13 protein-coding genes and 2 pseudogenes are annotated in these 21,546 nt (G+C 70.7%); 11 read left to right on the top strand and 4 right to left on the bottom strand.

The window, feature by feature from the left end:
- Positions 1-11: 11 nt before the first annotated feature.
- The 4 genes from ACSMXV_RS03330 to ACSMXV_RS03315 all read left to right on the top strand — a co-directional run bounded on the left by ACSMXV_RS03330 (position 12) and on the right by ACSMXV_RS03315 (position 8,034).
- The gene (locus tag ACSMXV_RS03330; RefSeq protein WP_473176195.1) at positions 12-2,426 is read left to right on the top strand and encodes an ABC transporter ATP-binding protein/permease; all 2,415 of its coding nucleotides are present in this window, start codon (positions 12-14) and stop codon (positions 2,424-2,426) included.
- A 10-nt stretch (positions 2,427-2,436) separates the two neighbouring features.
- Positions 2,437-3,147, top strand: a complete 711-nt coding sequence (locus tag ACSMXV_RS03325) for an SH3 domain-containing protein (RefSeq protein ID WP_473176194.1) — start codon at positions 2,437-2,439, stop codon at positions 3,145-3,147.
- 6 nt (positions 3,148-3,153) lie between these two features.
- Entirely contained in the window at positions 3,154-4,164 is a 1,011-nt protein-coding gene (locus ACSMXV_RS03320) for a serine/threonine-protein kinase (RefSeq protein ID WP_473176193.1), read from the top strand.
- A 324-nt stretch (positions 4,165-4,488) separates the two neighbouring features.
- Positions 4,489-8,034 (top strand): S8 family serine peptidase, encoded by a 3,546-nt coding sequence (locus ACSMXV_RS03315; RefSeq protein ID WP_473176192.1) that lies wholly within the window; start codon positions 4,489-4,491, stop codon positions 8,032-8,034.
- Between the two features lie 145 nt (positions 8,035-8,179).
- Here the strand turns inward: ACSMXV_RS03315 and ACSMXV_RS03310 are convergent, their stop codons facing one another.
- Positions 8,180-9,487, bottom strand: a complete 1,308-nt coding sequence (locus ACSMXV_RS03310; protein WP_473179221.1) for a streptophobe family protein — start codon at positions 9,485-9,487, stop codon at positions 8,180-8,182.
- Positions 9,488-9,959: 472 nt separating this feature from the next.
- Between ACSMXV_RS03310 and ACSMXV_RS03305 the strand changes: the two are divergent.
- The 5 genes and pseudogenes from ACSMXV_RS03305 to ACSMXV_RS03285 all read left to right on the top strand — a co-directional run.
- Positions 9,960-10,937: pseudogene (locus ACSMXV_RS03305) on the top strand (DUF6777 domain-containing protein); the annotation flags it as partial.
- Positions 10,938-11,804: 867 nt separating this feature from the next.
- Positions 11,805-11,996 (top strand): antitoxin, encoded by a 192-nt coding sequence (locus tag ACSMXV_RS03300; protein WP_473176191.1) that lies wholly within the window; start codon positions 11,805-11,807, stop codon positions 11,994-11,996.
- 515 nt (positions 11,997-12,511) lie between these two features.
- Positions 12,512-13,198, top strand: coding sequence for a hypothetical protein (locus ACSMXV_RS03295; protein ID WP_473176190.1), 687 nt, complete (start codon positions 12,512-12,514; stop codon positions 13,196-13,198).
- Positions 13,199-13,421: 223 nt separating this feature from the next.
- Complete coding sequence (locus ACSMXV_RS03290; protein ID WP_473176189.1) at positions 13,422-13,967, top strand: transposase; 546 nt, start codon at positions 13,422-13,424, stop codon at positions 13,965-13,967.
- 154 nt (positions 13,968-14,121) lie between these two features.
- Positions 14,122-14,667, top strand: a complete 546-nt coding sequence (locus ACSMXV_RS03285) for a hypothetical protein (RefSeq protein ID WP_473176188.1) — start codon at positions 14,122-14,124, stop codon at positions 14,665-14,667.
- A gap of 150 nt (positions 14,668-14,817) precedes the next feature.
- Here ACSMXV_RS03285 and ACSMXV_RS03280 read toward each other — a convergent pair whose 3' ends face one another.
- The gene (locus tag ACSMXV_RS03280; RefSeq protein ID WP_473176187.1) at positions 14,818-17,265 is read right to left on the bottom strand and encodes a SpoIIE family protein phosphatase; all 2,448 of its coding nucleotides are present in this window, start codon (positions 17,263-17,265) and stop codon (positions 14,818-14,820) included.
- Positions 17,266-17,608: 343 nt separating this feature from the next.
- On the opposite strand from ACSMXV_RS03280, the gene ACSMXV_RS03275 reads away from it, so the two are divergent.
- Both ACSMXV_RS03275 and ACSMXV_RS03270 read left to right on the top strand, forming a co-directional pair.
- Positions 17,609-17,854 (top strand): response regulator transcription factor, encoded by a 246-nt coding sequence (locus ACSMXV_RS03275; protein ID WP_473176186.1) that lies wholly within the window; start codon positions 17,609-17,611, stop codon positions 17,852-17,854.
- A 40-nt stretch (positions 17,855-17,894) separates the two neighbouring features.
- A pseudogene (locus ACSMXV_RS03270) lies at positions 17,895-19,136 on the top strand (DUF6777 domain-containing protein); the annotation flags it as partial.
- Positions 19,137-19,499: 363 nt separating this feature from the next.
- Here the strand turns inward: ACSMXV_RS03270 and ACSMXV_RS03265 are convergent.
- Positions 19,500-20,732 (bottom strand): aminotransferase class V-fold PLP-dependent enzyme, encoded by a 1,233-nt coding sequence (locus ACSMXV_RS03265; protein ID WP_473176185.1) that lies wholly within the window; start codon positions 20,730-20,732, stop codon positions 19,500-19,502.
- Between the two features lie 137 nt (positions 20,733-20,869).
- Positions 20,870-21,532 carry an SRPBCC family protein gene (locus ACSMXV_RS03260; protein WP_473176184.1) on the bottom strand — a complete coding sequence of 221 codons (663 nt, stop codon included), beginning with the start codon at positions 21,530-21,532 and terminating at the stop codon, positions 20,870-20,872.
- Between the last annotated feature and the right edge of the window lie 14 nt (positions 21,533-21,546).

Genomic DNA, 21,546 nt, shown 5'->3' with positions numbered 1-21,546 from the left:
AGAATTCCGGCATGGGAGAGCGGTCTGTCGCGCCCACTGCGCCCGAGCTCGTCATCGAGACCGAAACGGGCTCGACGGTGATGACGCCGAACCGGGACTATCACGTCGGGCGGGACCCGTCGAGCGACATCGTCCTCGACGACGCCCGGGTCTCGTGGCACCACGCGGTGCTGCGGGCCGAGGCCGGGAGCTGGACGCTCGAGGACACGGGCAGCACGAACGGCACGTACACCGAGGGCCGTCGGGTCCTCCGCGTGCAGGGAGTGGGCCCGGGCAGCGTCATCCGCTTCGGCAACCCGGCCGACGGACCGCGCGCGGTGCTGGTCGGCCGGGAGACACCGGGTTCCGAGGGGGATGGTCCTGCGGGCGCCTCCGCGGAGGCCACAACCGCCGTCCACGAGCCAGTCCATGAGCCCGAGCGGCCGTCCGCCGTCCTCGCTCCGGCCGCGACGGGGACCTTCCGCAGACCGACCACGGTGCGGCCGCTGCCCGCGCGCACCGTGCGGATCGGCCGCGCCGACGACAACGACCTGGTCATCGACGATCTGGTGGTCTCCCGTCGGCACGCCGAACTGCACGCGCACCATGACGGGACGTACGAGATCGCCGACCTCGGCAGCCACAACGGGACCTTTCTCAACGGCCAGCCGGTCGACCACGCCCAGGTCTCGCAGGGCGACATCGTGGGGATCGGCCACTCGGCGTTCTGCCTCATCGGCGACCAGTTGCAGGAGTACGTCGACACCGGCGAGGTCTCGCTGAACGTCCAGGACCTGACGGTCTCGGTCGACGGGGGCAGCCAGACACTCCTCGACAGGGTCTCGTTCCCCGTCGGCGAGAAGTCCCTGATCGCCGTGGTGGGCCCCAGCGGCGCCGGGAAGTCCACACTCCTGAACGCACTGACGGGGCTGCGCCCCGCCGACCACGGCACGGTGCTGTACGACGGCCGCGACCTGTACCGCGACTACGCGGAACTCCGCCAGCGCATCGGCCTCGTACCGCAGGACGACATCATGCACACGCAGCTGACCGTGCGCCGGGCGCTCGGATACGCGGCCGAGCTGCGCTTTCCCCAGGACACCGCGCCGGCGGAACGCTGGGAGAGGGTCGACGAGGTCATCCGCGAACTCGGCCTGGAGGAGCGCGCCGGCCAGCCCATCCACAGCCTTTCCGGCGGCCAGCGCAAGCGCGTGAGCGTCGCGCTCGAACTGCTGACCAAGCCGTCGCTGCTCTTCCTCGACGAGCCGACGTCCGGACTCGACCCGGGCATGGACCGCTCGGTGATGCACATGCTGCGCGGGCTCGCCGACCACGGCCACACCGTCATCGTGGTCACGCACAGCGTGCTCAGCCTCGACGTGTGCGACCGGCTGCTGGTGCTCGCCCCCGGCGGAAAGATCGCCTACTACGGCCCGCCGCGGGACACCCTGCGCTTCTTCGGCTTCAGGCAGTGGCCGGAGGCCTTCGAGGCCTTCGAGAACGACCGGGGACGCGACTGGGCGGCGGAGTACCGGCGCTCGGCGTTCCAGCTGACGTACATCGGTGACCCCACCGCGCAGCCGCGCGCACCATCGGCAGCCGGGGCCGCGGCCGTCGGAGCGCCGCCGAAGGCCCAGAGCTGGGGGGCTCAGCTGCGCACGCTGGTGCGGCGGTACGCCGCCGTCCTCAGCGCAGACCGGATCTTCCTCGCCATCATGATCGCGCTGCCCTTCGTGATGGGCGTGATGGCCCGGGCTCTCGGAGGGAGCCGGCTGACCTCGGCGACCGCGATCAACGCGCTGCTCATCCTCTGTGTCGGTGCGGTTCTGACGGGTGCCGCCAACGCGGTGCGCGAGCTGGTCAAGGAACGCGTGATCTATCAGCGCGAACGTGCGGTCGGCCTGTCCAGATCGGCGTATCTGATGTCCAAGGTCGTGGTGCTCGGGACCGTCACGGTGCTGCAGGCCGTCGTGCTGACCCTGGTGGCGTTGTTCGGCGTCGATCTGAACGCGCCGCGCGACCAGGGGGTGCTCATGCCGCCGCTGCTGGAGATCACGGTGGCCGTGGCCCTGCTGGCGTTCACGTCCATGATGCTCGGCCTCATGGTCTCCGCACTGGTGCGCAAGGAGGAGGTGACGATGCCGTTGCTGGTGCTCCTCGCCATCGTCCAGGTCGTCTTCTGCGGTCTGCTGCTCGAGGTGGACGGGGTTCCCGGCCTCGAGCAACTGGCGTGGCTGATGCCCTCCCGGTGGGCGGTGGGTGCCATGGCGGGAACCGTGGGTCTGGCCGAGATCGTCCCGGGCGACCTGACGAAGGATCCGCTGTTCGACCACACGGCTGAGGCATGGCTGCTGAACATGGGCATGCTCGTCGTGCTCGCGGCCGTCTTCGGGGTCGCCGTCATGCGGCTGCTGCGGCGGCGCGAACCAGCCCTCATGCGGAAGTAGGACACGCGCGATGACCACTACGGACTTCCGCCCCACACATGTGGTCCCCCAGGACGGACTGCCCGCCTGGGAGACCCCGGACGCCACGCGTCCGACGGCCGCGCTCGACGCGCTGCTGCCGGTCCAGCTGGTCGACCGGCGCGGCGACTGGGGCCGGATCCTCTGCTCCAACGGCTGGTCGGGCTGGGTCGACGGCCGGCTCCTGGTCGCCGTACCGCAGGAGCCGCCGGCCGCGAGCAGCGCGCTCGCGCGCACGGCGGACCCACGCCCGCTGCTGGCCAGGGCCGACGACCAGCTGGGCCGCTACCGGCGCGCGACGGAGGAGCTGATGGCCGACCACATCGACGGCGAGACGTTCCGGAACCGCACACGGGGCCTCCGCGTGGGGATGGTCGTCGACGGCGAGTCGGCCTGGCTGTACGACGCCGAACACGAGCGCTGGGTCTACAGCGACGGCGCGCATCTGAGCACGTATGCGACCTCGGGCGAGCCCCTGGGCCATGTGGCGGAGGACGAACCGGCCGGCGGTACGGAAACGCGGTCCGGGATGGAGGGGGGCGGGGCCGCGTACCCCGAGGGGCCGGTGGAGGCACCGCGGATGGCCGGGAGCGAGCCGGTCGGTACGGAGGAGGTGGACGTCCGTCGCGAGCCGACCCGCGTGATCCCCCCTGTGACGGACGATCCGGCGCCCCCACGTGATGACCGGCCGGGTCGAGGGTGACGCCTCATGAGCTCGGCATCGCATGACATGAGCGTGTACTCGGGCCGGCCCTCCGGCCTGATCGGGACCCAGATCGCCGGCTACCGGGTGGAGCGCGAGATCGGCCGCGGCGGCATGGCCGTCGTCTTCTGCGCCAAGGACCTGCGCCTCGACCGCACCGTCGCGCTCAAACTGCTCGCCCCCGAGCTCGCCCGCAACGACACCTTCCGTCGCCGCTTCACGCACGAGTCACGTGTGGCCGCCGCCATCGACCACCCCCACATCGTGCCGATCTTCGAGGCGGGCGAGACCGAAGGCGTCCTGTACATCGCCATGCGCTACGTCTCCGGCGTGGACCTGCGGGCCCTGCTCGACCGGGACGGCGCGCTCCCCGCCGCGAAGGCGATCCGCATCGCCGGCCAGGTGGCGTCCGCGCTCGACGCCGCCCATGAACACAACCTGGTCCACCGGGACGTCAAGCCGGGGAACATCCTGGTCGCCAAGGGCACGGACAGCGATCACCCCGAGCACGTCTATCTCACGGACTTCGGGCTGACGAAGAAGTCGCTGTCGCTCACCGGGTTCACCACCGTGGGCGAGTTCGTCGGCACGCTCGACTATGTTGCGCCGGAACAGATCTCCGGCCGCCCGGTGGACGGCAGGTGCGACGTCTACAGTCTCGCCTGCGTCGTCTACGAAACCCTCGCCGGGAAGCCGCCCTTCCAGCGCGAGGAGGACATGGCGCTGCTCTGGGCGCACCAGTACGACCAGCCGCCTCCGCTGACCGAGAAGCGACCGGACCTGCCCCCCGCCGTCGACGGCGTCATGGCGAAGGCCCTGGCCAAGGCTCCCGACGACCGTTACGGTTCCTGCCTCGAGTTCGTGGCCGCCCTGCGGGCCGCGGCGACGCACACCGGCACCGGCGGCCATGCGCCGACCGAGGTCGACATGCGGATCGTCGCAGGGCTCGCGCACCCCGGACCGCCTCCGGAACCTCCCCGCTGGGCCCGGCCCGTCTTCCCGCATCTGCCGCGCTAGCCGGAGCGGGGCGTCGTCCGTGCGGGCGCCCGACGGCTCAGGCCGGGCCAACCGTCCCGATATGCAGCTCATTTGACGCTCCGTCACTGATGTCCGATCTTCATGGCGTGTTCATGCCATGGCATGTATCTGCCATGCAAATACCTTGATCGCGGCGGCTGATCACCCCAGGATCGTCACGATCTCTCCACCTGCTCACGCTCCTGACCGTCCACCGACGGCCGCTTCGGCGTGCGCGGGTGACCCGCAACGCCGTACTTGCACCACTCACGTTTCCGGCACACCCAAGGCGGGCCACCCCCGCCGACGTAGTCAAGGAGACCCGTGGCAAGACAGAGAAGACCGTTGCAGGTGGCCCTCGCGGCCCTGACTTCCCTCGTGGTGATGCCGCTCGCCGGCGGCACCGCGCTCGCCCAGCAGGACCCAGGCGCGGGCATCAGCGCGGTCGAGCAGAAGGCCGAGGCCAAGCTCCTCGACCAGCTCGAGGACAAGAAGAAGGTCACCTTCTGGATAGAGCTCGACAGCGACGCCGATCTCCAGGCGGCGGCCCAGGCCGAGACCAAGGACAAGATGGCCGCCGAGGTCTACGAGGCCAAGAAGCAGCACGCCAAGGAGTCCCAGTCCGACGTGGTGGAGCTGCTGAAGTCGGCGGACGTCGACTACACCTCCTTCTGGATCGACAACTCCGTGAAGGTCGTGGGCGGCGAGGAACTCCTCGGGAAGCTCGCCGAGCTCCCCGAGGTCGAGCGGATCACCGCCGACGACGACATCACGATCGACGAACCGATCAAGGGCGACATCGAGCCCACGGTCGACGCCGTCGAGTGGAACGTCGACCGCATCAACGCGCCCAAGGTCTGGAGCGAGCTCGGGGTACGCGGCGAGGGCGTCGTCATCGCCAACATCGACACCGGCGTCCAGTACGACCACGCGGCGGTCAAGAACCAGTACCGCGGCCTGAACGGCGACGGCACATACGACCACGACTACAACTGGTTCGACCCGGCCGCCGTCTGCTCCACCGCCGCACCCTGCGACAACAACGGCCACGGCACCCACACGATGGGCACGATGGTCGGTGACGACGGCGCCGACAACAAGATCGGCGTGGCGCCCGGCGCCAAGTGGATCGCCGCCAAGGGCTGCGAGTCCAACTCCTGTTCCCGAACCTCCCTGCTCGCCTCCGGGCAGTGGATCGTCGCCCCCACCGACCTCACCGGCGCCAACCCGCGCCCGGACCTGGCCCCCGACGTGGTGAACAACTCCTGGGGCGCCAACACCTACGACCCCTGGTACGCGGAGGTCGTGTCCGCCTGGCGCGCCGCCGGCATCTTCCCGGCGTTCTCCAACGGCAACGCAGGACCGTCCTGCAACACCTCCGGCTCGCCCGGCTCGTACGTGAGCAGTTACAGCTCCGGTGCGTTCGACAGCAGCAACGCCGTCGCAAGCTTCTCCGCCCGGGGCTCGGGCGAGAACGGGGCGATCAAGCCGAACATCGCAGCCCCGGGCGTCAACGTCCGCTCCAGCGTTGCCGGCGGCGGCTACGCGTCGTACAACGGCACCTCGATGGCGTCCCCGCACACCGCGGCCACCGTCGCGCTGATGTGGTCCGCGGCCCCTGCTATCGCGGGAGACATCGCCCAGACCGAGGCGCTGCTCGACGGGACCGCCATCGACGTCGACAACACCACCTGCGGCGGCACCGCGGCCGACAACAACGTCTTCGGCGAGGGCCGGCTCGACGCGCTCGCGGCGGTCACCGCCACACCGCGCGGCGCGACCGGCGGACTGAAGGGCACGGTCACCTCCGGCGGCGAGGGTCTCGGTGGCGCGAAGGTCGTCGTGGACGGCCCGATCGACCGCACCGTCAACACGGCCGCGGACGGCACCTTCGCCCTGCCCGTGCTCTCCGTCGGCGACTACACGGTCACCGTCACGAAGTTCGGCTACCTCAAGGGCACCGGGGATGTGAAGATCGCCGAAGGCGAGACCGCAACCCGTGACATCGCGGTGGACCAGGCCCCGTCGGCGAAGCTCTCAGGGTCCGTCACCTCGTACGCGGGACCCGCGGCCGGCGCCACCGTCACCGTGAAGGACACCCCCGTGACTGCCACGGCGGACGACAAGGGCCACTACGAGGTGACCCTGCCGCTGGGCGAGTACGACCTGACCGCGTCCGGTCCCTCCAAGTGCGCCACCGAGGGCACCGCTCAGGCCGCGGTGAACGGTGACACCACCGCGGACATCGCCCTGCCGGACGTCGTCGACACCTTCGGGTACGCGTGCGTGGCCGCCAAGGACGACTACGTCGCGGGCACGGACAAGACGACGCTCTCCGGCGACACCGCGACCCTCGCCGTGAGCCTGCCGTTCCCGGTCCCGCTGTACGGCAAGACCTACAGCTCCGGATGGGTCAGCACCAACGGCGCGCTGATGTTCGCCTCCAGCTCGACCACGGGCGCCAACAACACGATCCCGCGCACGACTACGCCCAACGCGGCGCTCTACCCGTTCTGGGACGACCTGGTCGTGAACGCGAGTACCGCGGGCGTCTACACCGGTGTCATCGGCACCGCCCCGCACCGCTCGTTCGTCGTCGAGTGGCGCAACGTGGCCCACTTCTCGGCCCAGTCCGAGCCGTTCTCCTTCTCCGCCGTGATCGGTGAGGACGGCAAGATCTCGTACCACTACAAGGACATGTCGGGGATCGGCTACGAGTCGGGCTCCAGCGCCACCGTCGGTGCGGAAAACGCCACGGGCACCGACGGCTTCCAGTACTCGTACAACACGGGCGGCACTCTTTCCGATGGTCTAGGTATCGACTTCCGTACGACCAAGACCGGGGTGGTGCGCGGCTCCGTGCTCGACGCCAACGACGAGAAGGCCGTCGAGGGCGCCACGGTCACCGTGGGTACGGGCAGCGCGGCCGTCACCGCCACCACGGGGGCGGACGGCTCCTATCTCGCCCAGGCCCCGGCCGGCGAGACCACGGTGAAGCTCACCGCTCCGGCGTACCAGCCGGTCGAGAAGGCCGTGAAGCTGGCGGCGGGCGGCGTCGAGTCGGTCTCTGACTCCCTGAAGACCGGCAAGGTCGCGGTCTCCAAGGAGCAGTACGAGATCATCGTCCCCGAGGGCGAGAAGCGCGAGCGCGGCTTCGACCTCTCCAACTCCGGCTCCGCGGCCGCCTTCACGGTCACCGAGGACGCGTCATGGCTGTCGGTCAGCCTGACCGCCGGAAACCTCGACGCGGGTGCGGATACCTCCGGCACGCTCTCCGTCGACACGGCCGGACACGAGCCGGGCGAGGTGCTCACCGCCGACGTCCAGGTGAAGTCCGACAGCGGCCGCGCACCGGTGGTCACCGTGCCGGTGAAGGTCGTCGTGCCGCGCTACCAGGCAGCGCTTGACACGGGCGCATCGGGCGAGGGCGTCGTGGACGCTCTCGGCGACACCTGGCGGGCGGACCAGGAGTACACCGAAGGCTCCTTCGGATTCCAGGGCACGTCGAGCACCAGGTCGACGACCGACGCCATCGCCGGCACCGACGAGCCGGAGCGCTTCCAGAACGCACGGGAGGGCATGTACGAATACCGGTTCGACAACGTGCCCAACGGCGTCTACACGGTGGAGCTCGACTTCGCCGAGCTGTCGACCACCAAGCCGACCAAGCGCGTCTTCGACGTCCTCGCCGAGGGCACCGAAGTGGTGTCGTCCCTCGACATCGCGCTCGAGGCCGGCACCTACAAGGCGGTGAAGCGCACGGTCACCGTCACCGTCACCGACGGCGTGCTCGACGTGCGGTTCGTGGCGACCGCCGGCAAGCCGCTCGTCAACGCGATCCGCGTCACCGACCGGCCTGACAAGGCCTGACGGGACGACAGAATGGCCGAACGAAAGGGCCTGTCCCGCCGTAGGGCGGGGCGGGCCCCTCGTTGTTCACCGGCAGGGCAGGGCGGGGCGGGCCCCTCGTTGTTCACCGGCAGGGCAGGGCGGGCCGGGCCCCTCGTGCCTCGTATCAGGCTTTGGGCGCCGCGGTGGGGCGGACGGCAGCCCGGACCTCGCCCCGGCGCTGAACCCGCCCGGCGAGCAGGCCGCCCAGAAAGCCGCCGACGAACCCCCACAGCAGAGCGAAGCCGAGCGCGGTCCACAGCCGGGGGCGCAGCGACACCTCTCCGGACAGGCCTCCGCCGAGGTCGCCGAAGCCCAGGACCGACAGGGCGAAGTGCGCCGAGACGCGCGCGACGAGACAGATGGTGAGCACGGTCAGTGCGAGCGCCACCGCCATGTGCACGGCATGCCGCCAGGCCCGCAGACGGGCCGGTGACCTCACCGCCATCAGAAAGGCGCAGGCCAGGACGAGGATCCCGGCGATAACCGCGAGCCACCACCAGCGGCCGTCGACCTCCGTGAGGCTGCGCAGACTGAGGGTGGAATCGTCCGTATCGCGCAGTACGGTGTCCAGCGCCTGCGGCATGGGAAGCTCGAAGGGCTGCCCTTCGACTCTGCCCTCCCAGGAGGCGCCGAGACCGATGGTGAGGGCGAGCCACGTCAGGTTCGGAAGGCAGAGCAGGAGCACGGCGAGCTTGCCGGCGGCATCTCCTTGGACCGCCGCCGAGAGCAGCCCGATGACCGCTCCCCCCGCAACGAACACCAGGAGCAGCACGACCATGGTGAACGCGGCCGGCCGCACGGACTCCTGGAAGCGCACAAGATGCGCCGGAAGGGGCGCCCTGCGGGACACCAGCAGCGTCAGTACGAAGAGGCCGACGAGCCACAGCAGTCCGAAGGGGAGCGTGAGGGACAGATCCGTCTCGAACCCGATCCTGGGGGAGACGTCCAGTAGGTCACCGAGCTCGCTGAGCGTCTCGCTCCCCGCCGGCACGGCGAACGTCGCACGCGCCAGGAACGACAGGCCGATCAGGGCCAGGGCCCACAGGACCGCGAGTCGGCCCGCCCACCCCGCCAGCTCGCGGGAGCCGACGACCGCCCGGTGACGCAACGGCCGGAGGATTCCGGCGGCGATCAGCAGGGCCCCGGCGAGCGTCACCGACAGCGGGATCACGGACAGCTCCGCACGCGTCTCGGCGAGCGCGCCGGCGTCACCCGAGAAACGGACGGAGCCGCCGACCGCCATCACGACGACGGCCGCGACGACACGGGGGAACGCCGCACCCGGAAGGCCGGGCGCCCCGGCGGCCCACAGGCCGAGGGCGGCGACGACGGCCATGACGAGGAGCCCGGCGAGCACCACCACAAGGGCCTCGAGCCAGCCGTGACGCGCCTGCCGGTGGTGGGAGGCGCTCCTCGGCTGGTGGGAGGCGATCCCGCGCTGGTGGGAGTCAGGCTGAGCGCCTGCCCGGTCGGGCGGTGTCTTGCGGCTCACCCTGTCACGCTAAGCAGCACGTGGCCGACCCGCCCCTCGGGAGAGCCGACCGCCTCTCTTGCAGGCCGAGCAGAGGCCGACTTGCGGGCCGCGCAGAGCGAGAGCACACAATGGAAAGCAGAGGGAAGAGTGACGCTTGGCCTCACGGCCGCATGTGTCGCCGGCTTCCTCGGCCGGGTCGATCGGCCGGCCTTCTCGGCCGGGATCCGTGCCGCAGGACCTCTGCTGCGGAGGATCGTTCCCCTCCTCGGGACGCTTCCGCCTCGGGACGCTCCCGTCGCGAGCCTTTGCGCCGTGAACTGCCGCCGCCCCGCCGCGGGACCTCCGCAGGACGCACGCGGCCTGAGAACCGCAGGCCCCAAGCAGCTCCAAAGCAGCTCCGCAGCAGCTCTCAAGCAGGGAAGACGAGCTCGTGAGCGTCGAACCGCCGCCGTCCGAGCGCCCCACCGGACCCCCCGCAGGACCCCCCTCAGGCCCCCTCTCGGGCCCCTCGCAACGGCATCGCACACCGCCGCCACCGAGCGGTCGCCGGCCCCCGGGTGAGCCGCCGGGCGGAGGAGGCCGCGGCCGTGGCGGCGGCGCCGGCGAAGGACCCCAGCGCCCCTGGTGGAAGTCCGTGCCCCAGGTAGCTGCCATCGCCGCCGCGATCGTGGCAGCGGTTGCCCTGATCGTCACCTTCACCCGGCCCGACGGCACGTCGAACCAGCAGCAGGGTGAGATCTTCCTCCAGTCCGCGGCGAGCACCGGGCCGGACCCGTTCACGGAGTCGACGGCACGGGAGACCACCCCGCCGCCGTCGACGCCCTCGCCGACCGGTACGCCGACGGGGACGGGCAACGTGGCCCAGGGCGTGGACGGGCATGCCCCCGGCCTCTACGGCGGTACGCGGAACGTGGCGAGCTGTGACGTCGAGAAGCAGATCAAAGTGCTCAACGCGGATCCGGCGAAGAACAAGGCCTTCGCCTCCGCGCTGGGCATCGAGCCCGCCAAAGTCCCGTCCTATCTGCGGGGGCTCACACCGGTGCAGCTCAGGGCCGACACCCGTGTCACCAACCACGGCTACCGGAACGGCTCCGCCACCAGTTATCAGGCGGTTCTGCAGGCCGGCACCGCAGTCCTGGTCGACGACCGCGGCGTACCGCGGGTGCGTTGCGCGTGTGGGAACCCGCTCAAGCCACCGGTCGCGAAGCAGGCCAATCCCAAACGCACCGGGGACTCGTGGCCCGGCTACCAGCCGACGAACACCGTCGTCGTGGTGCCCGCGCCCAAACCGGTGAAGGAGTTCGTCGTCCACGACGCGGAAAACGACGAGTGGTTCGCCCGGAAGCAGGGGGACAAGTCGGGATCGCAGGACAAGAAGACGGAGCCGCCGCCGAAGACCGCGTTCCCGCCAGGGAAGGACGGTGAGGAGCCGAAGAAGGATGGCGAGGAGGAGCCGAAGAAGGATGGCGAGGAGGAGCCGAAGAGGGACGGTGAGGAGCCGAAGAAGGATGGCGAGGAGGAGCCGAAGAGGGACGGCGAGGAGGAGCCGAAGAGGGACGGTGAGGAGCCGAAGAAGGATGGCGAGGAGGAGCCGAAGAGGGACGGCGAGGAGGAGCCGAAGAAGGACGGCGAGGAGCCGAAGAAGGACGGCGAGGAGGAGCCGAAGAAGGACGGCGAGGAGGAGCCGAAGAAGGACGGCGAGGAGCCGAAGAAGGACGGCGAGGAGGAGCCGAAGGAGGACAGGCAGGAGGAGGAGCCGGTGGAGCCTCCGAAGCCTGAGGAGCCGGTGGAGCCTCCGAAGCCTGAGGAGCCGGTGGAGCCTCCGAAGCCTGAGGAGCCGGTGGAGCCTCCGAAGCCTGAGGAGCCGGTGGAGCCTCCGAAGCCTGAGGAGCCGGTGGAGCCTCCGAAGCCTGAGGAGCCGGTGGAGCCTCCGAAGCCTGAGGAGCCGGTGGAGCCCCCCAAGCCGGAAGAGCCGGTGGAGCCACCGAAGCCGGAGGAGCCCGCGGAGCCTCCGGGCGGCAACGGAGACGGCGGCGATGGCGGTGACGGCGGTGACGGGGGCGGTGACGGCGGTGACGGGGGCGGTGACGGCGGCGGGGGCGGTGACGGCGGCGGCGGCGGCGAGGGCTAGGCACTCGAAGGTGCGCTCGGTCCTACGGCCCGACGGGGACCCGCCACGGCTGCCGAGGAACCCACGTATGCGCGCCCGGATGCGAGCCGCGCGCGGTGCAGTGAACCTGGAGTGGTGGGGGCCATCTCCGAAAGAGGATCAGCCATGTCCATGATGGACAAGATCAAGCAGATGCTGAAGGGCCGCGAGAGCCAGGTCGACCGGGCCGTCGACAAGTCGGGTGACTTCATCGACGACAAGACCCAGGGCAAGTACAAGGGTCAGGTCGACGCGGCCCAGGAAAGGCTCAAGGACGAGTTCGGCACGGGCCGGGACCAGCAGCCGCCCCAGAGCTGACGAAGAGCTGACGGCCACCGGGGACCCTACGGGCGGCGTCTGTACGAACCGACGTCGAGTTCGACGGCGAGCGCCCGCCGACCTGTCGGCCTGACCCGCCCCAGGGGCGCGCAGCTGTGCGCCCCTGGGGCGGCGATCTTCTCCCTGTTCATCGGTGACCGCTGGGGACACCTCCTCGGCCGCGCGCGGGACATCCCGCCGGTGCCTTCGCAGATCAGAGGCCGCTTCCGCTGTGCGGAGGCGGCCTTTTCGCGGGCTTTTACCCGCAGTTCCCCGCTCCGTCAAGTCCCGATTCCTCGGAACATGACCATGCCCTGCGATTCCGGCCTAATTGAAGCGCGGGCCCCAAACGAAAAGGGTCGGCGCATAGCAGGGAAATCGGTGAGGATTCCCGTCCTTATCGAAAAGGCCGGTTCTTCCGGAAGAGCGGTCCCGGGTCGGAACGGATCCGTTGGTCATTATCCCTGACTTCCCGAGGGTCGCAGAATCCTCTTCATATTAAAAGGAGTAAAGACATGGTGCATATTCTTCATTCACACGACGACGCCCGGCCGAAGCGGCGGGGGCGCCGCCTCGCGACGGTCGTCGCCTCGGCCGCTCTCATCACCGGTGGTGTCGTCCTTCCGGCATCCTCCGCCTTCGCGGACGGTGGTGCAGGCGGCACTGGTGGTGCCGGCGGCATCAGCGTCAACGGTCCTGGTGGCGCCGGCGGCGCCGGGGGCGCCGGTGGCGGCAGCGTCAACGGCAAGGGTGGTACGGGTGGTACCGGCGGTGTCGGCGGCGGCAGCGTGAACGGCCCCGGTGGTTCCGGTGGTTCCGGGGGCTCCGGTGGCGGCAGCGTCAACGGTCCTGCTGGTACCGGCGGGACTGGTGGCACCGGCGGCACCAGCACCAACGGCCCCGGAGGCGGCGGTGGCGGTGGCGGTGGTGGCGGCAGCAGCGTCACCGGTGCCGGTGGTACGGGTGGCGCGGGCGGTCAGGGCGGCGGCAGCACCAACGGCAACGCCGGTGGCGGCGCCAACGGTGGTGGCGGCGGCAGCAGCACCTCGGGTCCCGGTGGTACGGGTGGCGCCGGCGGTCAGGGAGGCAGCAGCACCAACGGTAACGGTGGCAATGGTGGGTCCGGCGGCCCCGGTGGCGGCAGCGTCACTGGTCCGGCCGGTGCCGGTGGTGCCGCCGGCGCCGGAGGCACTGGGGCCTGACGGCCACACCCGGCGGCCCTCACATGTGTGGCGGCGGCCCCCTCGTCCCGCGGCGCTCGGGGCCGCCGAGCCGCTCATCGCGGCGGGGTGGAGGTCTTCGGCGGCCTCCACCCCCCCGCCCCCAACTTCCCCCTCGTTACTCGTGATCGGCTCGGTCGGCCGACACGGTATCCGGGCCCAGCGCTCGCAGAGGACGCCCTCGTCATGGAAACGGAGAACCCCAATGCCCAGAATGCTCTGGCAACGTCCCCTCATCCTTGCGACAGCCGCACTGGCCGTCGCCTCCGGCACCGCGTACGCCACACAGGCCCCGCAGAGTGCCATCCAAGCCACAAACTATTCCGCGAGTGTCAACGACCTCCTCGGCAGCGACTCGGACTGCGCACATGGCGGGGAAGGCGGCAAGGGCGGTGAGGGCGGAAAGGGCGGCGAGCCGGGGAAGCCCGGTGAGCCCGGTAAGCCGGGTGAGCCGGGTCAGCCCGGTAAGCAGGGTCAGCCCGGTAAGCCGGGTGAGCCCGGTCAGCCCGGTCAGCCCGGCAAGACAGGCTGTCTCGAGCTCGAGGATCTTCCCGATAAACCGAAGGAAGAACTCACGGCGGCGGACAAGGCGCAGATCGTGATGGCCGTGCTGTCCGGGCAGGTGTCGAAGGCCGAGGTGGCGAAGAAGTACGACGTCTCGGAAGAGGAGATCGACACCTGGGAGAAGCAGTTCCTCGATGGTGACTGGGCGGCGCTGGCTGCAGAGGACGGCTTCCCCCTGAACCCCTGACCGCAGCTGCGGACCCGGCCGTCGCCTCGACGGGTCTCAGCCCGGGGCGCTCCGACCGATTCGGGCGGGGCGCCCACTTGGCGATCCCGCGAGGTCGCGCGGAAGGGCGCGCGAGGGCCGAGACTCGGGAACCTTTTTCGGAAGAGAGAACTCCATGCGTATGAACTCCTGGAAATTCCGTCTCGTTGTCGCGGCCACGACCGCTCTGATCGGCGGGGGCGCGCTGGCACCAGCCGCGACGGCGGCACCGCTGCCACAGGCCAACGCGCACCAGACGAATGCCGGCCAGCGTCTCCCCACCGGGGAGGACTTCAACGATGCGTTCGGCGAAGTCACAGTGGGCGAGGACAACGTCCGTCTCGGCGATCGAGTGTGTGCGGGCAACTGCAACGGGACCGTCAACGGCACCAATGGCAGCGATGGCGGGATCTGCGCCGGGCTCTGCAACGGCAGTGCGAACGGCGGCCGCGGCACCAATGGCGGGCCTGGCCAGAACGGCACCAACGGCGGCAACGGCGGGGTCTGCGTCGGAGTCTGCGGCGGCAGTGCCAACGGCGGCGACGGTGGCGATGGCGGGGACGCGGTCGACGGCGGAGACGGCGGAGACGGTGGGACGGGCGGCGACGGCGGGCTCTGCGTCGGCGTGGGCTGTGAGACCAGTGGTCAGGGCGGCCGCGGTGGCAACGGAGGCCAAGGATGATGTCCACCGGTTCCGTGCCCCGCCATCGGGACCGGCCCCTCCGGCCGGTCCGGATGGCGCGGCGTACGGCTGGCCGTCCCCAGGCGCCCGCAGTGCCGAGGGGCGCGGTGGCAGTCGTGTCCGACCCGGTCGGACACCCGAAGAAGGGCCTCAGACCCCGGCAAGCGACTGCTCGGCCCAGATGGTCTTGCCGATGGGGGCATGCCGAGTGCCCCAGCGCTGCGAGAGCTGGGCGACCAGCAGCAGGCCCCGCCCCCCTTCGTCGAAGGTCCGGGCGCGCCGCATGTGCGGGGTGGTGCTGCTCGAGTCGGAGACCTCGCAGATCAGGGTGCTGTTCTCGTGGATCAGCCGCAGCTGGATGGGCGGATGGCCGTAGCGGATGGCATTGGTGACGAGCTCGCTGACCATCAGCTCGGTGATGAAGACCGCGTCCTCCAGCCCCCAGGCCTCCAGCTGGTCGGTGGCGTTCTTGCGGGCCTGGGCGACTACGGCGGGGTCGGAGGCCAGGTCCCAGGCGGCGACGCGGTCGGCGTGGAGGGCTCTGGTGCGGGCGATGAGCAGCGCGATGTCGTCATCGGGGCGGTGGGTCAGCAGGGACGCGAGAACCCTGTCGCAGACTGTTTCCAGCGTCGCGGCGGGGAGCGCGAGGGCCGCGAACATCTTGTCCAGGGCTTCGTCGATGTCGTGGTCACGCGGCTCGAGCAGACCGTCGGTGTACAGGGCCAGGACGCTGCCCTCGGGCAGTTCTGTCTCAAAGGTCTCGAAGGGAAGGCCGCCCAGACCCAGCGGCGGTCCTGCGGGGACGTCGAGGAAGTAGACGGCGCCCTCAGGGGTGACCACGGCGGGCGGGGGATGGCCGGCCCGGCCGAGGGTGCAGTGCCGGGAGACCGGGTCGTAGACGGCGTACAGACAGGTGGTGCCGATGCCCCCGGCGGTTTCGGCGGCGGGGTCCGCGCTGCCCTCGTCGTCGGACAAATGGATGACGAGGTCGTCGAGGTGGGTGAGCAGTTCGTCGGGCGGCAGGTCGACGTCGGCCAGCGTGCGCACGGCGGTGCGCAGCCGGCCCATGGTGGCGGAGGCACGGATGCCGTGGCCGACCACATCCCCCACGACTAGGGCCACCCGCGCACCGGACAGCGGGATCACGTCGAACCAGTCGCCGCCCACGCCGGCCCGGGTACCGGCGGGCAGATAGCGGAAAGCGATCTCGAGTGCGGCCTGATCGGGCAGTGTGTGTGGGAGCAGGCTGCGCTGCAGGGTCATCGTGGTGGTGCGCTCCCGGGTGTACCGGCGGGCGTTGTGGATGCTCACCGCCGCTCTGGCCGTGAGCTCCTCGGCCAGCAGCAGGTCGTCCGACTCGAACGGCTCCCGGCGCCGATGACGGCTGAACAGTGCCACGCCGAGAGTGGTGCCGCGGGCACGTAGCGGCACGACCATGACCGAGTGCGTCCCGTAGTCGCGGATCCAGGCGGCTCCGGGGTCCTGTGCCGCCCATCGGGCGATGGCGGCGTCGGTCATCTCGTACAGCGCGGGACGGCCCGTGGCCAGGCACTCGGCCGGAGGCGAGAGCGCCGGGTAGACGCTCGTGTCGCCCACCGCGACCAGGGACTCCGGGCTCTCCTCGACGACCGACCGCAGCGCGGTGCGACGCATGGTGACCGGTCCGGGCGACGGGGCGGATGCCGGCTCGTCGGCGTGCTGGGGGATGTCGAGCAGGTCGACGGCCGCGAAGTCCGCGAGCCGGGGGACGGCGACGTCGGCCAGCTCCTGCGCGGTGTGTGCGATGTCCAGAGTGGTGCCGATCCGGGCACCGGCCTCGTTCAGCAGCATCATCCGCTGCCGGGCGAGGTATTCCCCGGACCTGTCGTGTGCCGTCAGGCAGGCCGCGCACACTCTGCCGTCCGGGTCCTTCAGTGGTGCGAAGGAGGTCGACCAGCCACGCTCCGGGCTCACACCCGTGGGCCGGATGTACGCCTCCACGTACTGCGGCTCTCCTGTCTCCAGCGCCTGCCGCATCTTCCGCTCGGCCTCGTCGCTCACGGGATACGGCGCGATCTCCGGCAGGTGCAGCCCCTGCATCTCGGCCTCGGTGAGCGACATGGCGCGCTCCATGCCGGCGTTGGCCCCCACCAGCCGCAGATCGGTGTCGAAGATCGCCAGGATGTCGGGGGACTGGGTGAACGTCCATTCCCTCAGCGCTTGGCCCCCGGGCGTGAGCGGCCTCCCCGCCACGGCGGACACCACAAGCCATTCGGTGATCCCGGTGTCCGTCGACCTGCGGTGCGCGAGCAGTACCGTCTCCAGCCGTTGGCCGTCCCGGTGCCGCAGCGCCACGCTGCCGCTCCATCGTTCCTGCCCGGCCGGGGTTCTTCGGGCCGCCGTCTCCGTGGCCTCATCGGCGAGCAGGCTCGCGGCCGGCCGGCCCACGATCTCGGAGGGCACGTAGCCGAGCAGCCGCCGGGCACCCTCGCTCCACCCCGTCACGATGCCCTGCTCATCGATGGTGGCAGTGGCCGTGTACGCAGAGTCGAGCGAGGCGTCCGACTCGTCGGGCCGCTCGTCAGGAGGCTCATCAGGAGGGGTGGGAAGTCGCTCCATCGCCGCTCATCTCGCCCTTGCTCGGTCCTTTCCCCGCTGTCCCCACGGGACTCTGCACGGCCAGGGCTCCAGCCCCACTGACCAGCATGATCCTGCCGGGCGTGGAGCACCAACGCAGCGTTGTCACAAGGCTCTGACCTGCTCAAGGGGGACGGGACGTACGCGCGGTCGTCGGCTCGAAGCCCTCGGGCGGGGTCCGAAAATCTTCAGAAAGTGTGCAACGGCATGGAACCGGCCCCAGGACTCCTGGCGTGAATACGGGCAAGAGCGACATTCCGGTATTTGTCACCTGCTTCCGAGGGTGCGAGCAGCGAAGACAAGCCGATCCGTCGGAGGACGTCCCATGAGCTTCACCACCACGCCGCACGCCGAAGCGCCCGCGGCCACGCAGCCCGCGCTGGACGCGCTGGCCCCGCGTGAGCAGGAGACACTGCGACACATCGCCGCAGGGCACACCTACCTGCAGACGGCCCGCCACATGGGGCTCTCGAGGCACACGGTCGACGCGTACCTCCGTCGTATCCGGGCCAAGCTGGGAATCAACAGCACGGCGGAACTCACGCGGCTCGCCATCTCCCTCGGGCTGTGATTCCAGTGAGTCGAACCGTTCCGCCGGCGAGGAGGCGCTCGTGACCCTCGAACCGCCATCGTCCAACCCTCCCGAGGGTCCGCCGCCCGGTCCGCTCGCGAGTCCCTCCGGGCCGAACCCGTCTCCGCCGCCGGCTCCGCCGGGCGGGCAGCCCAGCGGAGGAGGCGACGGCGGTTCGGGGGAGCCGGGCAAGGACTCGGGGAACCGAGGCCGTCCCAGGTGGAGGCCGTCGCGCAGGGTTTCGTTGATCGCCGTGGTGATCGCGGCCGTCGTGGCCCTTGCCGCTGTCCTGACCCTTCCCGGCGGCGGCTCGCAGAACCAGGGTGAGGTCTTCCTTCAGGCCGCCGGGACGACGGGCCCGGACCCGTTCACGGAGTCGACGGCGCGGGACAGCTCCCCACCGGCGTCGCCGCCCGCCCTGCCAAGCCCCACGGAGACGCCCCAGGCGACACGCGGCGTGGAAGGGTCGGCCCCCGGCCTCTACAGCGGGACGCGGAACGTCTCCAGCTGCGATGTGGAGGGGCAGATCGCCGCGCTCGACAAGGCTCCGGAGAAGAAGAAGGCGTTCGCCTCGGTTCTCGGCATCGAGCCCTCCGCGGTGCCCGACCATCTCCGGTCGCTCACACCCGTACAGCTGCGGGTGGACACCCGCGTCACCAACCACAGCTACCGCGACGGCTCCGCGACCGGCTATCAGGCGGTCCTGCAGGCCGGTACGGCCGTCCTCGTCGACGACCGCGGTGTCCCACGGGTGCGGTGCGCCTGCGGCAACCCGCTGCTGCCTCCGGTCGCGCACAAGAGCACGCCCACAACGACCGGCGACTCCTGGCCCGCGTACCGGCCGTCGAACGTCGTGGTCGTGACGCCCGCGCCCCAGCCGGTGGACGTTTTCATCATGGTCGACCCGGACGAGGACGACTGGTTCTCGCGCCGACCGGGCGACACAGGCGCCCAGGACCAGAAGACATCCCGGCCGACGAGTCCCACCATGCCGACTCCCCAGGCGACCGACTCGACTCCATCGGCCCAGGAACCGACGCCGACGACGGGCACGCCCACACCGAGCAGGGACGCGCCGTCGCCGGACACCTCGTCTTCGGAGGCGCCGGAGTCCCCAGGGTCCGCGGAGTCCGCGGGCGAGTCCCCTGAGCCGCCGGGGGAGTCCCCCGAGTCGCCCAAGTCCCAGTCTCCTGAGCCCTCTGAGTCCCCCGAATCGGCACGGTCGCCGGGCGAGTCGCCGCAGTCGCCTGACGAGGGTGAGTCGCCCAGTTCGCCGGCATCTCCCGAGTCGCCGGACTCGAGGGAGTCATCGGATCCGCCGTCGTACTCGGATGAGCCATCGGATTCGCGGGAATCCGGGTCGCCACAGTCGCAGAGCCGGCCGGACGCGGGAGAGACGCCCGGACCGACGCAGTCGCAGCAACCTCCGCAGCAATCGGGAGGGGCACCAGAACCATCGGCGTCCTCGGAGTCCCCGGACTCGCCGAAGTCCCCGGGCTCAGCGGACTCCGAGGGCGCGACGAACGCCGCATCCGACACTCCCGGTCAGCCCGCCTGGTTCTAGGCTGTCGTCGAACTCCCTCCCCCAGCTACCGCTGGGAGGGGCCCGCCCTTCGGGCGGACGCCGGGAGTTTGACGACAGGGCCTAGGACACTCGTGCCGTCCGAGCCCATGCGCCGAGCACCGGAACACAGCGCTCGGCGAAGTATGCGAAGTCTTCGGCGGTGTTGTAGACGTGCGTCGACAGGCGCATGTAACCGACGCCGCCGAAACTCGTGAAGGCCGCTTCCACACCCAGTTCCTGCGCCACCCGGTCCCGCAGGGCGTCGGCGTCGACGCGCGTCGTGGCCAGACCGTCGGGAAGCCGGACCAGGCGGAGTGCGCTGACCGGCATGCCGACGTCGACGGTGGCGCTTTCGCCGGTCAGTTCGGCAAAGGCTTCGGCGACGACGCCCTCGGCGTAGTCGGCGAGGTCGCCCATGTACGTACGGGCCGTGTCCCAGCCCCAGGTGGACTCGACGAAGTCGAGCGCCGTCGGAGCCGCCAGAAAACTGGTGACGTCGACCGTTCCCTGGGTGTCGAAACGGTCCGGGAACGGCTCCGGGGATCCCCAGGAGTCGATCAGAGGGTAGAGCTCAGCGCGCAGCGCGCCGCGGGCGACGAGCGCGGCCGTACCCCGAGGCGCGCAGCCGAACTTGTGGAGATTGCCGACCCAGAAGTCGCACTCCACGCCGGACACCGGATCCTCGGCCAGTCCGGGCACATGCGCCCCGTCCAGAAGAAGGGGAATTCCCCTGGCCCGTGCCTCCGCGCCGATCCGCTCGACGGGCATCCAGCGTGCGGTCGCCGACGTGATGTGGTCGAGGACGATCAGACCGGTCGCCTCGTTCATCTCGGCGACCACGGCCTCGTACGCCTGGTCCTCGTCGGCGTCGAGCGGCACACGCGCCGTACGGACCGTCCCGCCCCAGCGCCGGGCCAGACGCTCGGCCCCCATCGTGACCGCCCCGTAGCCATGGTCGGTCACCAGGACTTCGCCGCCGTGCCGGGCCGGGACGTTCGCGTAGACGACACTCGCGCCGCCGCTCGCATTGGGGACGAGCGCGAGCTCCTCCGCAGCGACGCGGAGAAACGCCGCGATCTCGGCCCGAGCACAGGCGACCCGCTGGGACAGGCCCGGGAACCACAGACCCGGAGACCGGTCCATCTCCGTCCGCAACCGGTTCTGCTCGGCCTGCGCCACGACCGGAACCGCACCGAACGAACCGTGATTGAGGTGCTTCTGCGCGGCATCCAGGGACCAGGCCTCGGCGGCAGGCCGTCCGTCCGCGAGAAGCAGGGGGCGGGGCGGCGCTGTGGTGACGTCGGTCTGGCTCACAGGACTCCGTATCTCCATCGGATCACTCCGCGGAATCCTGGCACAGCGCGTGCCTGCCGCCCTATCTGGGCGTTCAGGCGGCCCGGGGGACCGGACCAAGCGTGTGAGCGACAGATCACCGGGGCGGCGGTGACCCTTCAGCGGCGCCGTCGGATCGCGACGAAGATCAGCGCGGCGACGGCGGCTGCCGCCAGCACCGCGGTCACCGCGCGTTTGGCGACGGGCAGGCCCGCGGTCCGTACGAGGTCGATCGGCTCGGCCTCCACGGGAGCTGGGCGCTCAGCCACGGCGGCCTCGGTAGCCTCCGCAGCCGCCGGGGCCCCCGCACCCGCCACGGCCCCCGAGGCGGCCGCCGGAGGCGCCGTGAGCTGCTCCGACAGGCAGTCGGCGAACTGGCCGACGAGTTTCTCGCCCACCTCGGCCATGACGCCGCGCCCGAACTGAGCCGGCCGCCCCGTGATCGCCAGGTCGGTCCGTACCGAGACATGGGTGGCGCCGTCCTGCTCGGTCAGCGTGCCGGTGACGGTGGCCCTGGCCGTGCCCGGTCCGCGAGTCTCCCTGCCGCTGGCGTTGAGGACCAGTCGATGCGCGCTCTCGTCCAGTTCTTCGAAGACGGCCGTACCCCGGTACGTGACCGTGATCGGGCCGACCTTCACCTTGACCGTGCCGGTGACGGTCTTGCCGTCGAACTCCTCCACCGTCGCGCCGGGCATGCAGGGTGCCACCCGCTCGATGTCCAGCAGCACCCGCCATGCCTCGTCGACCGCGACGGGGACGGTGAACTCGTGGTGCAACTCCATGCTCTCCTCCTGGC

The sequence above is a fragment of the Streptomyces sp. DSM 42067 genome (assembly GCF_055792885.1).
The sequence above is the reverse complement of the archived record's forward strand: the minus strand, read 5'-3'. Positions and strand labels throughout refer to the sequence as shown.

Bases quoted from the DNA above. Each gene is read 5' to 3' on its own strand.
- ACSMXV_RS03320 (WP_473176193.1), top strand. From the start codon at position 3,154: ATGAGCTCGGCATCGCATGACATGAGCGTGTACTCGGGCCGGCCCTCC.
- ACSMXV_RS03285 (WP_473176188.1), top strand. From the start codon at position 14,122: ATGCGTATGAACTCCTGGAAATTCCGTCTCGTTGTCGCGGCCACGACC.
- ACSMXV_RS03290 (WP_473176189.1), top strand. From the start codon at position 13,422: ATGCCCAGAATGCTCTGGCAACGTCCCCTCATCCTTGCGACAGCCGCA.
- ACSMXV_RS03325 (WP_473176194.1), top strand. From the start codon at position 2,437: ATGACCACTACGGACTTCCGCCCCACACATGTGGTCCCCCAGGACGGA.
- ACSMXV_RS03295 (WP_473176190.1), top strand. From the start codon at position 12,512: ATGGTGCATATTCTTCATTCACACGACGACGCCCGGCCGAAGCGGCGG.
- ACSMXV_RS03300 (WP_473176191.1), top strand. From the start codon at position 11,805: ATGTCCATGATGGACAAGATCAAGCAGATGCTGAAGGGCCGCGAGAGC.
- ACSMXV_RS03260 (WP_473176184.1), bottom strand. From the start codon at position 21,532: ATGGAGTTGCACCACGAGTTCACCGTCCCCGTCGCGGTCGACGAGGCA.
- ACSMXV_RS03330 (WP_473176195.1), top strand. From the start codon at position 12: ATGGGAGAGCGGTCTGTCGCGCCCACTGCGCCCGAGCTCGTCATCGAG.
- ACSMXV_RS03275 (WP_473176186.1), top strand. From the start codon at position 17,609: ATGAGCTTCACCACCACGCCGCACGCCGAAGCGCCCGCGGCCACGCAG.
- ACSMXV_RS03280 (WP_473176187.1), bottom strand. From the start codon at position 17,265: ATGGAGCGACTTCCCACCCCTCCTGATGAGCCTCCTGACGAGCGGCCC.